The organism is Flavobacterium anhuiense, from assembly GCF_004151235.1.
GTDB classification, from domain to species: domain Bacteria; phylum Bacteroidota; class Bacteroidia; order Flavobacteriales; family Flavobacteriaceae; genus Flavobacterium; species Flavobacterium anhuiense_A.
In genome coordinates, this window is the sequence record NZ_JUIV01000014.1 from 46,126 (window position 1) to 62,022 (window position 15,897).

Consider the following 15,897-nt stretch of genomic DNA (forward strand, 5'->3'; position numbering starts at 1 on the left):
ACTCCAATACTTTTTGCGTCAATGTTATGTTTAAATTAAAAAATAAACACATTTGATGTAGAAATACTACTTTTTTCAAGCAGAAATAGGAATGCCTTTGCGATTTCTTTTTATTAAACTAACATCAAAATCGAACATGACATTTAATTTAGTGACTTTCAAAAAATGGAATTTTCTTTTGATGCGTCCCAGTCAAACATTAATTACATTTTAGAATCATGAAACCATTTTTGTTCACCTTATTATTTGCCAGCACTTTAAATTTAAGTGCTCAATTGCAAAACGACAATCTGAAAATTAACCAGCTTCAGGTTATCGGATCACATAACAGTTATCGTCACGCGATCGAAACTGACTTATATAATCTTATTCAGGCTAGAGATACTTCTCGTTCGCTTAAAGGTTTACAATACACTCACATCAGCATTACCGATCAATTAAACAAAGGCTTGCGAAATCTGGAAATTGACATTTTTGCTGACGCGAAAGGCGGAAAATATGCGCATCCGAAAGGTTTGGACATTGCAAAATCTGAAGAAGCTTACGACCCAAACGGATTAATGAAAAAGCCAGGTTTTAAGGTTTTTCATATGCCTGATATCGATTTTAGAACTTCTTGCTATACTTTCGAAATCTGTCTTCAGGAATTGAAAAAATGGTCAGACGCCAATCCGAATCACGTTCCTGTTTTCATCACTTTAGAACCAAAAGATGGCGATGCCAATTTCTTCGGAACAAAACCAGAAGATTTTACTGTTGCTGTTTTTGACGAAATGGACAAAGTAATCCGTAAAGAATTAGGAAAAGACAAATTGATTACGCCAGACATGGTTCGCGGAAAATATAAAACACTCGAAGAAGCAGTATTAAACAACAATTGGCCAACCCTAAAAGAAGCAAAAGGAAGATTTTTATTCTTATTAGATAACAACGGCGCAAAAAGAGATTTGTACGCATTGAATCATCCGTCCCTTAAGGGACGCGCCGTTTTTATTAACGCCGAACCAGGAAAACCTGAAGCTGCTGCTTTATTTAGAAACAATCCTGAAGATCCGCAAATCGAAGAATTAGTTAAAAAAGGCTATTTAATACGAACCAGAGCCGATTCTGACACCAAAGAAGCCCGCAAAAACGATTATTCTCATTTTGAAGCGGCTAAAAAATCTGGCGCGCAAATCATCTCAACCGATTATTATCTGCCTAGCACTTTCTTTAATTCTCCTTATCAGATTAAATATGATGATGGAAGTTATGTTAGAAATAATCCTGTAAACGTGCCTTAAATTTTTTTCTTAACCGCAAAGGACGCAATCCCGATAGCTATCGGGATACGCAAAGTTCGCAAAGATTTTTTTATTTAAGATTACGTTTATAAACGTAAAGTACGCAAAGCTATATGCAGATATTTTTTCAAACATAGCCCGCGGTTGAAACCGCGGGCTATGTCAAAATTAGATTCGATAATTATTTTTTTTAAATTGTAAAATCCACAAAGCTTTGTGAACTTGTTTATTATATAAACTTCGCTCAAAATCTTTGCGCTCTCTGCGTATCCCGATAGCTATCGGGATTGCGCCCTTTGCGGTAAAAAAAACAAAAACCTATGAATTCAAAATTTACAATAGTATACATAATATTGCTCCTAGTTTTCTTCAATAATACAGTATCAGCACAAAAAGCAAAAAACCTCAACGGAACGCAAATCGCATTTTTATCTGATGTCCATTTACAGGATCTATTTGGTAGATTCTCAGACTCCGATTACAAAGGCGTTCTAAATCCGAAAACGGGTCAATATACCTTGCTTCGAACCATGTCATCTCAGCTACATTCTACACGAATTTTCAATGAAAACTATTTTGCATTTATAGCTACTTTAGAAGATATCGCAAAGCGAAAAATCAAATGCGTGGCGCTTCCCGGAGATTATACCGATGACGGTCAACCGATTCACGTTCGCGGATTAGCCACAATATTAGAACAATACACCAAAAAATACGGAATAGAATTCTTCATCACAACGGGAAATCACGATCCAGTTGGGCCTTTTGCTCAAGAATCAGGCAAAGAAGATTTCTTAGGAAATGATGGTAAAAGTCAGCCCATTTTTAGCAAAAACGGCCTTTATAAGCCCAATTTAAACATCGAACAGCCAGTAGTTGTTAGCGCCGATATTGCTAAAATGGGTTATTTAGGAATTACAGATCAGCTTCATGATTTTGGTTTTCATCCGAATAAAAAATACAAATTCTGGTCTACTCCATTTTCTTCTTATAAAAGCGAAAACTATACATTTGAAAAGGCTTTAGAAAGCGCTAAACTGGCAAATCGTGTATATGAAGTAGCGCCAGGTTATGAAGTTCCAGATGTTAGTTATGTCGTAGAACCTATCGACGGGCTTTGGCTAATGGCGATTGATGGAAATGTTTATATACCAAAGAAAAATGCTTCTGCAGAAAAAGATTCTAAGAATTACAACGAAGCCAGTACAGGTTACAACAATGTACTTTCTAACAAAAAACATCTCATAAAATGGGTTGAAACGATTTCGGCGGAAGCCAAAAAACAAGGAAAAACTTTAATCGCTTTCAGCCATTTCCCAATGATTGATTTTAACGATGACGCTTCCGCAGAAATAAAAGAATTGCTTGGCCCTAACAAATGGCAGTTAAACCGTGTTCCTGTTGAAGAAGTAGCACAAGTTTTTGCAGATGCAGGACTAAAAATTCATTTTGGCGGACATATGCATATTAATGATACAGGAGTTCGAACTTCTGCAAAAGGAAATACTTTGGTTAATATTCAGACGCCATCGCTTGCGGCTTATATTCCAGCTTATAAATTATTGACTTTCAAAAAAGATAATCTTGTAGATATTCAAACTATTACTATTGATGATGTTCCGAGATACAACGAACTTTTCGATTTGTATAAAATGGAATATCAATTTTTGGAAAGTCGGAAAACGCAAGATATTTGGAATATTGATATTTTAAAAACGAAAAACTATCACGATTTTACCGATTTCCATTTGAAAGAATTAGTTCGCCTTCGATTCTTAAAAGACGATTGGCCTACTGCTTTCAAAGATTTTATATTGAATGTTTCTGCGAAAGATTTACTGGTTTTGGCCAATATGCAATCGGATAAAGATTTTGATTTTATTCTTAAAAACAAAGATCAATTTCAAAAACAATGGAATGAAGCTGAAGCTAAATCAGAAAAAGTTCTAGCTAAAAACAATCTCAAAAAAGAAAACTTTAATTGGACTGGCTACGATCTTCTAGTAGATTTTTACCGTTTTAGAAGTGCAGATGAATTGGCTTTAACCGATGTTGGAATTCAACGAGTAAAAGAATATAAAGTCTTGTCTCATTTATTTTTAGAAGATTCAAAAACTGATCTTTCAAAAGATAATCCGCTACAAAAACAGATGAAATTATTTCTTATCATCTTCAATAAATTCATGCACGAAGTTCCAGCAGATCATTTTACAGTCGATTTGAAAAATGGGGACGTTAAAAGTTTGAAATAACTTTGTAATTTAACCGCAAAGAGCGCAAAGTTTTTTATTATTCGAATACGCTTAAAACGCAAAGTTCGCAAAGTTATATGGATAAAGCTTTGCGAACTTTTCATTTTATAAAAATTTAGCTCAAAAAAACTTAGCGCTCTTTGCGTAAACCTTTGCGCTCTTTGCGGTTAAACCTAAAACTCTGCGCTACAAAAAAAGGCTGTCAAAAAAATGACAACCTTTTCATCACATTAAAACCTAAAATTTAATGCATCTAAAACCATTATGGCAAATGGGTTATGATTATTTTTTAATAAAACGTCTTACCGTTTTGATTCCGTTTTTCTCTACTGAAATCAGATAAATTCCTGTTTTTAAAGTCGAAACATCAATACTATTATTGTTTACAGTTTGAGAAAAAACAGTTGCGCCACCTTCTGTGTTGATGACATTTACATTTCCGCCAGAAACCTCTGTGCTAAAGAAAAGCTGGCTTTCGGTTGGATTTGGATAAACTTCTAAACTCGCAATGGATTGTTCTGTAGTTGGCGCAGCTGTTCTTGCCGTTGAACCCGATTTTGTTATTCTAAACCAGTTGATATTAAAACCAGTATTTTGAACATAAATTCCAAAATTGTATGTTCCTGCATTTACGTTTACGGTTTGCGTAATCGTCTGCCAGTTTTGCCATCCTCCTGTATTTGGAACATTTATGGCGCCAAGCTGAATCGTTCCTGCATTTAAATCTGATGATAATCTACCTCCTGTAACCGCACTTGAAACGCGATATTCTATTTGATAAGAACCAGAAGTTGGAAAATTAATATTGTAATATGCCATCCAGTCGCCTGTATCGCAATATCCAACGTTTAATCCACCACCTGTATCAGTTGTTGCTTCGGTTTGAACTCCGCTCATCGTATTGTAATTTTCAGCTTGAATTAAAGTTCCTGTTCCTGGAGAAGTACCTCCAGTAATTACCTGATTAATGGCATTTAACAAAGATTTTGTTCCTGTTGCATCCTGAGACAATTCCCAAATCATAACTCCGCCTGCATTCTGAATTGCAAAAGTTGTTTTTTGTTTGATGGTTGGAATTCCGTTATAATAAATTGTATTTCCCACCTGATCCAAATTTTCAGCTCCTGGATATTGAGCCACAATATTGGCATAAGAAATTCCCTGATTGGCAGAAGCTCCAAAACCGTAGCCATAAAACGGAAGTCCGATAATAGCTTTGCTTGCTGGCAATCCTCTTCCTGTCCAATAATTAAACTGATTTACTGCCATACTGTAAGGAGAATGCTGACCCGGATTGTTTGGCGCCCAAGGCCCAGTTGCATCATAAGCCATGATATTGATCCAGTCATAAGCCGCAAAAGTAGATGAAGGTACATTGGCACCACCATATCCTTCTGAAAGCGCTGCTGAAATCAATTTTCCATTAGCATGCAATTTATTAGCCAAAGCGATTACAAATCCGCCGTAATCTCCATTAATAGCAGGACCTTCCAAATCAACATCTACTCCATCAAAATTGTGAGCAACGACATAATCATAGATTTTCTGAATAAAAGCCGTTCTGTTGGCTGGGGTTATTAAATTGAAATAATTGTCACGAATTGCTCCGCCTTCTGAAACAGAACCTCCTCCAAGCGATACAAATACTTTTACGTTTTGCGCATGCGCCGCATTGATAATAGCATTGCTTCCTGAATTAAAACTTAAATAACCATTAGCATCAGGATTTTCGAACGCAATATTAATATGCGTCAATTTACTGTACTGGATTGTGCTTGAAAAAGAATTCAAATCTATCCAATTGGGAACATAAGCTATTACTTTCTTTTGGGCCGAAACTAAATTAAAAGCACCCAACACTAAAATAATCATGCATTTCTGCAGCATTCTTCGGTAATTGTTTTTCATAATAATTGTTTTAATAGATTAATAAACTCGTAAACATGGGACGGTTATTTGAGTTATATATTTTGATTTAAGATTTCAGACTTTAGATTTTTTGATTTGATCTATAATTTAATTTCGCAGAACTAACACTACGTAAATTATGATCTAAATCTAAAGCCTGAGATCACTTTTTAAAACTATTTCTTTATGAATCGCTTGATGGTTTGTTTGCCATCTTTTTCAAAAACTATAAAATAGATTCCTTTTCTAAGATGCGAAACATCAAAACTATTATTGTTGGTTATTTTTTGTGAAAACAAAGTAGTTCCAGTTTGAGAATCTACAATTTTTGCAGTTCCTCCAGAAAGATCTGTGGTAACAAAAAGAGTATTTTCTACTGGACTTGGATAAACATTTAAAACCGTTTCTTCTGGTTCTTCTACCGTTTCAGCTGTCGCCATTCTCGCTGTTCCTGCCACTTTTGTGATTTTAATCCAGTTAATATTCATTCCCGTATTCTGAATGTAGATTCCGAAATTATACGTTCCTGCATTTACATTTACAGTTTGCGAAACAGTTTGCCAGTTCTGCCATCCTCCTGTATTCGGAATATCAACATTTCCTAAAACAATAGCTCCAGCATTTAAATCTGCAGATAATCTTCCGCCTGTAACCGCGCTTGCTACTCGGTATTCAATTAAATAAGAACCTGTTGTTGGGAAATTAATGCTATTGTACGCCAGCCAATCTCCCGTTTCTGTGTAACCCACATTTGATCCTCCGCCAGTATCTGTAGTTGTTTCAACTTGAATTCCGCTCATAGCTGAATAATCTTCTGCTTGAATTAAAACTGAAGTTTGAGAAGATGTTGCAGGAACTAATTTCCATTGTCCGCAAGTCTGATTGTTATTATCCCATTGCTGCACAATCGCTCCAGAAGCTGTACTTGCTCCTGCAACCTCAACAATTCTTCCGCTATGACGGGCAACAATTTTATAATAGCCATCTCCCGTAGAAACCAAAATAAACTGCTGATTTGTCGTTGCATTGTACGGATACTGCTCTACTCTTGCACCATTGGCTTTATTAAAATTATTGATATCCATTGACATACCGCTATGGTTCGCAATGATTTTATACATTCCGTCTCCTAAATGCGTAAAAGTAAATTTCTGATTGTTTCCAGAATTCAAAGCGCCTTGATTGATTCCAGCTCCGTTTGACATGCTAGAATTCCAAACATCCATATATAAACCGCTGTTTCTGTTTTGAAGAAAGAAAGTCTGATTTCCTAAAGTTGCCGTTCCGTTTGCAATCACTCTGATAGAGCTCACTTTATCATTCCAAGTGGTATTCAAACAAGAATTATCAGAATTGATTACCGTTGAAGCTCCGCCAAAATTATCATCTTGATATAAAATCGCCTGATAACCTTGAGTAATTTTTAGTGAAGAAATATCATCATTTAAAACTCCTAAAGAATTCAAACGAGCCAGATTATAATCTCCAATTGTTAATCCGCCAGAGAAACCTGTGTAATTGCAATCTTTATATACTGTAATAACATCTGTTGAAGCTGGAACCGAAGGTGTTGTAAGTCCGTAATAACCTCCAAACGTAGCAATAACTTTAGTTGGCTGTGGCGAATGAAGCGATGGCGACTGATCGGCAACATCATCATAAGCAAATCCGTAAGCTAGATTATCGATATTAATTCCTAGCAAATGCCAAAATTTAGAATAATGATTGGTTGGGTTTGTCTGATAATATTTCGATGCATCGTACCAATTTTGCTGTCCTGGATTTGCAGTTGTAGTGTTTACCACATGTCGGTTGATCGCAGCCGTTAATTGAGCTTGAATTACTAAATCCAGATCTCCGTCGACCAATCTTCTATCCAAAACACCTTTTCCTTCAAGAGCTTCTTGCGTTGTCGGTCGGTTTTGAACACGTCCAGTTCTTCCCACAAAAGCACCAGATTGCCCAACCATTTCTAGTTGTTCTCCAATAACTCTTCCTTTAAAAACTCCTGCATCTCCTGCATAGAAAATTAAATCTTCATTTTTGTATTTGTTCCAAATGGCATCAATATAAGATTTTAAATAGTTTTCATACGGTCCTCCTTGTGCATAAGCTGGTGTTTTAGAAGGTGCTGTAATTTCTCCTGTTGCATCGTTTACACAACCTTGAAACTCTGCTGGAACATTGGCTTTAAAAGCGGCTACGATATCAGCATGTTTTTTCAAATCTCCCACTTTCTTTTGGTAACCGTTTGCTCCAAACAGTTCTAATCCCATTGGATATTTGTATGAATCTACACGTGTTGGATTTCCGAAGAAACCGTATTGATTGTTCGTCAATTCGATCATTTCATATAAAATTCCCTGATTTGGATCTGTAGCATTCTGCGGATTTGGCGAAGCATATCCTGAAGGCGCTCCGCTGGCTCCAAAAAAGTAAAAGTACAATTGTGATCCTTTAGAAATAAAAACCCTGCATCCTGCAATTAATGGCAAAGTGAAGGTTTTGTTTGGAATTTCACTCAGTTTTGTAAAACATGCAGCATATTTTGAGTTTTGCCCAGGCCCAGTATTTCCGCCATAAGTTGGCCCTGTAACCGTGTTATAAGAAGCACTCATTGGCAAAACCTGACTTGTTTTGGCATTTACCCAAACATGGTTTCCTGTAGTATAATCGATTCCAACAATGGCAACATAAAGATCGCTGTCTGCAAAAGTGGAATTATTGCTTATCGTAAAAGGAACTGGCCCCTGACCGTACATAAAAGTTGAAAACACTAGAAACAGTGCGGTCAGAATAGAAAATCTTTGAATTTTATTGTTTTTCATATCTAAATAATTTTGGGGTTACATAATAATTAGATTCTAAAACCAAAGTCATTTTCAAATGACTAAATGATCCGCCAGGTGCAACTGGTATGCCCTCCTTGAATTGCACCCAACGGATTTAAAATTATTTCTTAATCAGCTTTTTGCTCCAGCTTTTTTGGTCTGATTTAAAGTTTAAAATGTAGATTCCTCTGCGAAGTTTGCTTACATCAATTACACTTTCATTTCCTTGAAGCTTATTTTGCAGAACCAGATTTCCTGTGTTGTCGTAAATCGTAATGACTTTATTGTTTAAGTTTTCAGGAGATGAAACTTGAACATAATTAGTCGTCGGATTCGGATATACTGCAAAAACAGCTTCTTCCGTTTGAGGTTCTTCTTCAACATTCAAAGCCATTCTAGCCGTTGATGAAGATCCGTAAGCTTCAATTTCATACAATGAATATCCATACGGAGCCAAAGCTTTTGCTGTACATAAAATGCGTAAATATCTTCCTGTTCCGCTTACTGCTAAATCATCAGTTCCTCCATCGCTTGCCGTTTGTGTGCTGATGGTTTCATTTTCTGTGAAAACATTATCTGCCGAAAGCTGTACTTTGTACTGCGTTGCATAAGCTGCTTCCCATTTTAACACCACACGGTTAAGAGTATAATTACTTCCTAAATCCACATAAATCCATTCGGTTGCATTGGCAAAAGAACTCGCCCATCTTGTACCTCCGTCTCCGTCTGTAGCTTTGTTTGCTGAAAGTGTTGCATTTTCTTCTGTAGAAGCCGTTGCAGTTTTGCCTAAAGCTAAATTCACATTCGGATTTGCTGTAATATTTCTAACCGTTACATCACTGAAAACTCCAGTTGTCAAAGTTCCGTTTGCATGAGAAGTAACTGCCATTCCCACATAAATTGTGCTTGCCATTGCAATTGTTTTTGGAGTTCCCACTTGTGTCCATGTTGTTCCGTTATCTGAAGCGTAAGAAGTAAATACATTTCCAGATCTTACTAAACGAACCCATTTTGGAGCCGCTCCTGTTGTAACTGTAGCAGTTGTTGCTCCTGAAGTCGTATCACGAGTTAAAAACTCAATTCCAGCTGCAGCACTTGCGTCTGTCATGGCGTGTTTGGAAGTTGGTGTAAGTGTTTCTCGAAACATTACTCCTGCTTTTGCATAAGTGTTGGTATTAGTTAACGAATTTACTTTAGCAATAATCTCAGCATCTCCAGTTATTGGCTGATTTACAAATTGAAATTGATCGCTTGTATCCCAAATATCATTTCCTGCTCCTTTAATGGTAAAAGTACCGTTTGAGTGTGCCGCTTCTCCTGCAGGTGTAACTGCACCTAAATCGGTACTCATCCAAGGCGAAGGCAATCCTGCAGGTGTTTCTGTAGAGACTAAATTTAAAGCTCTTAAATTATCAAAATAATAGGTGTTTCCAGAATTGGTTCCCGGTTCAAACAAGAAAACAAAACGGTTTACGTCATTATCTGGTGTCGAAGCATCTGGCGTGCTTACGTACGTAAAAGTAATGGTATGCCAAGCATTACTTTGTTTTACAACTCCTTGATAAATACTATGTCTTCCAACAGGATAATTGGACGGAACCGAAGCACTGCTTTCTGCTTGCCATGAAATGATTGATCCAACTGGTGCAGAAGTGTAAACATCCATCGCAAACTTTTTTGTTCCAGCTTTAAAATCTCCAATGTTATTTAATGTTGTATTGAATGAGAAATTATCATACAATTCTGTTGACTTGCGAACGTATTTTCCAACATTCGAAGAAGTATTGATTCCGCTAGCATTTGGATTTGCTGTATTTGGCGTATAAGTCCCAATCGCATCTCTAAAAGTAATATTATGAATAGTTTGATAATCTTCATACACTACACCAGGTGTAAATGTATCTGGAAGTTTAGTCGAACCAATTCTGATATTATCAAAATAATACGTATCGCTTGTGTACGAACCTGAATTAAACAATAAAACCATTTGATTAACCGCTAGATTCGAAGTTCCAGCATCCGGACTGGAATTATAGTAAAAAGTTAATGTTTCCCATTGATTTTGTTTGGTTGTAATGGCTACATAATTACTATTTCTTCCTGTCGGATAATTGGCTGGAAGCGAAGTCGCGCTATTTTCAAAATTCATGCTTACAACCGTACCAATTGGTGCTGTTGTGTATACATCGATCATGATTTTATTGGTTTGATTTTTAAATAAACCAGCATCTTCGATTGAAGTTTGTGTATTAAAGAAAAGAACATCGTATTGTTCTGATGCATTTCTAACGTACTTTGCCACATTTGCAGAAGAGTTAACCGAATTCGTTCCTGGATTTGCCACAACAGAATACGTTCCAGTAGTGGTTCCTTTTATGATTTTGTTTGCTCCATCATAGTTTTGCAGAACATCTGTTGCAATAATCGGTTTTTCTGGCGCTGCTTTTGTCAGCAAATTATCAAAATAATAAGTCGCACCCGAATTAGAATTCGATTCAAAAAGAATCACCACATTATTAATCGCCAAAGCACTTGTATTTGGATCGATTACTTTTTCGAACTCAAATTCTATTGTTTCCCATTTGTTCTGAACTGTTGTTGTTGCTTTAAAACCGCTATGTCTTCCTAACGGATAATTGGTTGCAGTCGTTACATTGCTGTTTTCTAATTGCATGGATATTTTTGTTCCAACAGGAGCCGAAGTATAAATATCAAACGAAAGCCTTTTTCTTCCGTAAACATAATCGTTCGCATTAGTAATCGTTACGTTTCTGATATTCAAAACATCATATAATTCGCTTGAATTTCGAACATATTTTCCAACCAATGCCGATGTGTTAATTCCTGTAGCAGAAGGATTCGCAACAGCTTCTGTCAAAACTCCAGTTTTTACAGGATACAATACATTTCGATTACTTTGAAAATCTTCATGTATTTTTTCAACTGGTAATGCTGGTTCGGTTGTAACCGCTAGTTTGTAGGTATTAACATTACAACCCGAAACTGTTGCAGCTACAGAAACATCTCCTCCAGAAGTTCCCCAATTTACAGTAACCGAATTTGTTCCCTGTCCTGATGCAATTGTTGCTCCCGCTGGAACAGTCCAGTTGTAGGTCGCCCCCGCAATTGCATTTACAGAATAGGTTTTACTAGTTTCATTTTGGTACACTTTGTTATCGCCTGTTACCGCATATTTAAAACTCCCATCGTAAACGCGAACATAATCGACTTGTAATTTAGCTGGGAAATCACCCGGAACTGGCGCCACTCCAGCTCCATTTACACTGGTGTAAGGCGTTCCTGCACTACCAACAGCAAGATTTAAAATGATATAGAACTGACTATCGTTAAAAGGCCATCCGCCGTTAACTGTCGTATTTGGTGTTGCTGTATGAAACAAAACATCATCAACAAACCATTTTATAAAGTTTGGTCCCCATTCTACCGCATACACATGAAAATCGGAAGATAAATCTGTTGGCGAACTGTAGCTTCTACCTGTAAAATGATATCCGTTTCCATCATAATGAATCGTTCCGTCCACAGATTGTGGATTTCTGTGTTTGGCCTCCATAATATCAATTTCGCCTGTATATGGCCAGTTTCCTCCCACTGGCAACATCCAGAAAGCTGGCCAAGCTCCCATTCCGTTAGAAAGTTTCATACGGGCTTCAACTCTTCCATATTTAAGCGAATATTTTCCTTCCGTTGTCAATTTTGAAGAAGCATACGGCTGATCTGGAAATTGTGAACTCGGCGCATATTTTGCTTCAATATTTAAGTAGCTATTTGTTCCTTCTTTTATAATTGTTGCCTGATTTGGGTCGTAGCGCTGTGCCTCAGCGTTTCCAAATCCGCAAAGCGACGGACATCCATTTCCTGAGATGCTTTGCCATTTGGTTAAATCTACCGTTGTGCCATTAAATTCATCAGACCAAACGAGCGTATTACATTGAGCCTGAGTTTTAAGAAATGGCAGCATTAAGAATAAAACTGCAATACAAAATTGTTTAAATAAATAAGAATTGCTTTTCGGTGGTCGGCCGAAAAAAAAGTCATTTTGCTTCATTTTTAATTAGGTTTTTAGTTAGTAAATGTTATTCCTTCAATAAATACTGCTTCATTAAAAAAACAGATTTATTTTCCGACAACAACATCGCAATATTAACTAAAAAATCAGGCAAGACTTACATTCTGGAGTACGGTTTGACTACGGTACTATCGAAGAAATGTAACAAATCATCGATGAAATGCACAAAATTATTTCAAATTTCACTTTTACGAGAAAAATTAAAAATTAAGAATGAATTCGGTGATATTCGTATCTGACGGAAGCTGTAATTTTTTGCGAATGCGATAACGGGTATCTTCAACTCCTCTAACCGAAATTCCTAAAAGCGGTGCAATTTCTTTTGTATTAAAGTTCATTCGCAGATAAGCACACAAGCGCATATCACGAGGAGTCAATTCTGGATAAGTCGATTTTAACCGTTGCATAAAATTATCGTGCAATTGATTGAAGATTTCTTCAAACTCATTCCAATGTTTGTCGCCCTGCAATTCGTGATCGATAAGTTTATTGATTTTCGTCAGCAGACTAAAATTTACATTTGGATCATTCTTCTTATCAATCTGTGCGATTAATTCTTTTATCGAAAGTAAAATTTCGTTCAAATGAATCAAATTGACCGTGTTTGAAGCCACCTTAGCATTCTTGAGATTTATGGTCGTTTCAAGATTTTCTCGAACAATAGCCATATTCTGCTGTTCCAATGTGAGTTTCTGTTCGTTAAGTTCGGCACGGCTTCGAAGCAACTCTCTTTCCTGATTCTCTATCAATTGATGGCGTTGGCGCTCAGCAACAGATTTCTGATATCTAACAATTAAATAAATTACAATGCTATAAAGCGCAAAATAAATTAAGTAAGCCCAAAAAGTTCTATACCAAGGGGGCAAAACTTCAAAACGAAAAACAGCTTCTTCGCTCACTACATCGTACATATTTTTTGCCCTTACGTGAAAGACATATTCGTTTTCGGGCAAATTGGTATATTCTTTCTCGGTCTGAAGACTATAATCTGACCAAGTTGGCTCAAAACCTTCTAGCCAATATTCATATTTCGTCGCATCGGCATCTTCAAAACATAATGATGCAAAAGAAAAATGAAGCGCATTATTAGAATATGGAAGTACCGTCGAAAGTATATCATTTACAGATCCTGTTTTATTTGGCAAAACATCATAACGACTGGAAAACAACAGACTATCTTTCGGAAAAATGCATTTTACTTCAGAAATAACCGCTTTATATTTTGTTTTATATTTCTTGTTTTTAATAGCACTGTAATGAATCAAACCTTCTTGAGTTCCCAAAAAAACATCACCGCTTTTTGTAGTCTGAATATTTTCAAAACCTGGAACATATATGTAGCGAAGCTTTCGAAAAGGAAGCTCTTCAATCTTAAAGCTTCCATTTTTCTGCCTGCTCATTTTACCCGTATTTTCACCGGAAATGAACCAGATATTATCCTGATGGTCCGGTTTTAATAATCGAATATGATTTTCTAACCCCAGATATTTTTTGAAAACAGGATCTGGAATCATTTTTTTAGAAGACAAATCCTGTCTGTAAACGCCTTTTGTTGTTCCAAATAAAATCTGATTATCCACTTTAAATGTATTCAAAAACAAACTCGACGGAAAACCATTTTTATCGTTATAAAACTGAATATCAATAACCGAATCAAATAACTCATTGAATTTAAGTTTGTAAATTCCTTTATAACCGTGTGCAACCCAAATGTTCCCTTGTTTATCGGTTTCCATAATTCTGCTGCTTTCATCAAAACCTTTTATACGATGCTGAAAAACCCAAGAACCATTTATTTTTTTCAAAAGATACAATCCTGTATAACCTCCAACAAGCAGTAAATCTGAATGATTTGGAATTAGGATTCCTTGCCAAGCGCCATCAATTTTTGCCAACGCTTTCGCGGAATCTCCATTGATTTCAAATATTCCGTTTTTCTCAAAAGCTAGTAACGAATTGCCAAAAACTCCCACATTCCAAACATTTTCAGACATTCCAGCAATATGCTGAAAAGTTACGTTTTCTCTTTTTCCGCTTTTATAAGCTTCCCAATCCAGCCAAAATAAACCGTTGTCCGTGCCGATATATAATTTATTTTGGTAAATCTGACTGCAATAGATTTTGGTTTCAGAATTAGTGCTGTCAATAATTTTAGACAAAGGAGATGAAATCTGAATCAGTGAAATTCCGCCTTTGAGCGTCACCCATAAATTGCCTTCCTTATCAATTTTAAAGTTGGTCACATATTCATTCTGAAGTCCCATTTGTTTGTCAATATGCTGAATCAAATGTCCTTCACCGTCTATAACTATCAACCCCGATTGACGGGTTCCGATTCCGAAATAGCCATCAGAAAGCTGAATTCCTGCCGAAATCTGATTCTGCTTCAGCAAATGATCCACTTCTGTTGTAAATGGTTTAATTTGATTTTCATCGAAAATGAAAAGGCCATTTTTTTGAGTGAATAGCAAAAGTCCGTTTTTGGCTTGAAAAATCTTTCGAACCTGCATTCCAACAAACTTTTGACCATTTTCTACTGGAACTAAAGTATCGTTTTTTAGTTTTAATAATCCTTTCTCGTTATCCGAAACATAAATTTCTTTCCCAACTTCGAAGAAATCATCAAAAGCTTTTTTTGCATTTATTACCTTGATTTTATTGCTTTTATAAATAAAAATCCTTTCATAAGAGAAAAAAATCACTTCGTCATTTCGAATGACCGTATGTAGCACATCACCAAAATTAAGAGCCGATTTAGGAAGCAGTCTCACTAAAGAAGTATATTGATATTGCCCGTTTGGAAGTTGAATCACAAACCCGAAATCACCTTGGGCGCCAACATATAGTTTATCGTTTTTATCAATTGCCATCGAACGAACCATACTTCGGTTTTCTGGCTGTGTCACAATCGCCCAACGAACGCCATCAAACTGCATGATTCCAAAATGATTGGCAAAAAACATCATGCCTTTAGAATCTTGTAAAACATCCCAATTCTCCGATGCGGCTTTATAGGCTTTCGGACTATAATTGGCTATAAAGGGAACTCCAATCTTTTTGATTTGGGAATTGATAACCAGAGAAAATAATAGGAATAGAAGTAAAATTCTAGTTTTAAATTTCATCATTCTGCAGGGGTCTGTAGGTTAGTTTTGTGATTTTTTGGAATCACAATCCAGAAAATACTTCTTTGGGAAAAGTCATTTTCTAGACAAAAACATTCTTCCTATTAAATGTATTAATAACAATTATTCATTATTATCAAAGTAAAAAAGAGAATGTCGAAATTCAAATATATAAAATTTTATTTTATTGCAACAAATTACATTTTACTGAGCGAATTTGATAATTAAGAAATGTGGCAATTAGAAAATTAAACTTTGTCAAAGTGCAAAAAGATGTTCTTCATTCCGTAGGAATGTCTGGTTGGTAGATTTTCGAATTAGATTCAGAGTTACACGTTCCGTAGGAACGTTTGGTTGGTAGATTTTTAATTGGATTTATCACGATACGTTCCTTAGGAACGTTTGAAC

Annotated in this window: 6 protein-coding genes; 2 read left to right on the forward strand and 4 right to left on the reverse strand. The window is 36.1% G+C overall.

Going from position 1 to position 15,897, the window contains the following annotated elements:
* Nucleotides 1-218 precede the first annotated feature (218 nt).
* Together NU08_RS16185 and NU08_RS16190 are read left to right on the forward strand one after the other, a co-directional pair.
* On the forward strand, nt 219-1,283 hold the full coding sequence (locus NU08_RS16185; protein WP_129748156.1) for a phosphatidylinositol-specific phospholipase C1-like protein: 1,065 nt from the start codon (nt 219-221) through the stop codon (nt 1,281-1,283).
* Nucleotides 1,284-1,603: 320 nt separating this feature from the next.
* Nucleotides 1,604-3,535 carry a metallophosphoesterase family protein gene (locus tag NU08_RS16190; protein ID WP_129748157.1) on the forward strand — a complete coding sequence of 644 codons (1,932 nt, stop codon included), beginning with the start codon at nt 1,604-1,606 and terminating at the stop codon, nt 3,533-3,535.
* A gap of 282 nt (nt 3,536-3,817) precedes the next feature.
* Here NU08_RS16190 and NU08_RS16195 read toward each other — a convergent pair whose 3' ends face one another.
* The 4 genes from NU08_RS16195 to NU08_RS16210 all read right to left on the reverse strand — a co-directional run bounded on the left by NU08_RS16195 (nt 3,818) and on the right by NU08_RS16210 (nt 15,492).
* Entirely contained in the window at nt 3,818-5,443 is a 1,626-nt protein-coding gene (locus NU08_RS16195; RefSeq protein ID WP_129748158.1) for a glycosyl hydrolase family 18 protein, read from the reverse strand.
* Nucleotides 5,444-5,619: 176 nt separating this feature from the next.
* Nucleotides 5,620-8,271: a beta-1,3-glucanase family protein gene (locus NU08_RS16200; RefSeq protein ID WP_129748159.1), complete on the reverse strand. Its 2,652-nt coding sequence runs from the start codon at nt 8,269-8,271 to the stop codon at nt 5,620-5,622.
* A gap of 124 nt (nt 8,272-8,395) precedes the next feature.
* Nucleotides 8,396-12,343, reverse strand: coding sequence for a family 16 glycosylhydrolase (locus NU08_RS16205; RefSeq protein ID WP_129748160.1), 3,948 nt, complete (start codon nt 12,341-12,343; stop codon nt 8,396-8,398).
* A gap of 221 nt (nt 12,344-12,564) precedes the next feature.
* Nucleotides 12,565-15,492 (reverse strand): triple tyrosine motif-containing protein, encoded by a 2,928-nt coding sequence (locus NU08_RS16210; protein ID WP_242502573.1) that lies wholly within the window; start codon nt 15,490-15,492, stop codon nt 12,565-12,567.
* Nucleotides 15,493-15,897: the final 405 nt, after the last annotated feature.

Coding starts and splice junctions, on each gene's coding strand:
- NU08_RS16205 (WP_129748160.1), bottom strand. CDS start 12,343: ATGAAGCAAAATGACTTTTTTTTCGGCCGACCACCGAAAAGCAATTCT.
- NU08_RS16185 (WP_129748156.1), top strand. CDS start 219: ATGAAACCATTTTTGTTCACCTTATTATTTGCCAGCACTTTAAATTTA.
- NU08_RS16190 (WP_129748157.1), top strand. CDS start 1,604: ATGAATTCAAAATTTACAATAGTATACATAATATTGCTCCTAGTTTTC.
- NU08_RS16200 (WP_129748159.1), bottom strand. CDS start 8,271: ATGAAAAACAATAAAATTCAAAGATTTTCTATTCTGACCGCACTGTTT.
- NU08_RS16210 (WP_242502573.1), bottom strand. CDS start 15,492: ATGATGAAATTTAAAACTAGAATTTTACTTCTATTCCTATTATTTTCT.
- NU08_RS16195 (WP_129748158.1), bottom strand. CDS start 5,443: ATGAAAAACAATTACCGAAGAATGCTGCAGAAATGCATGATTATTTTA.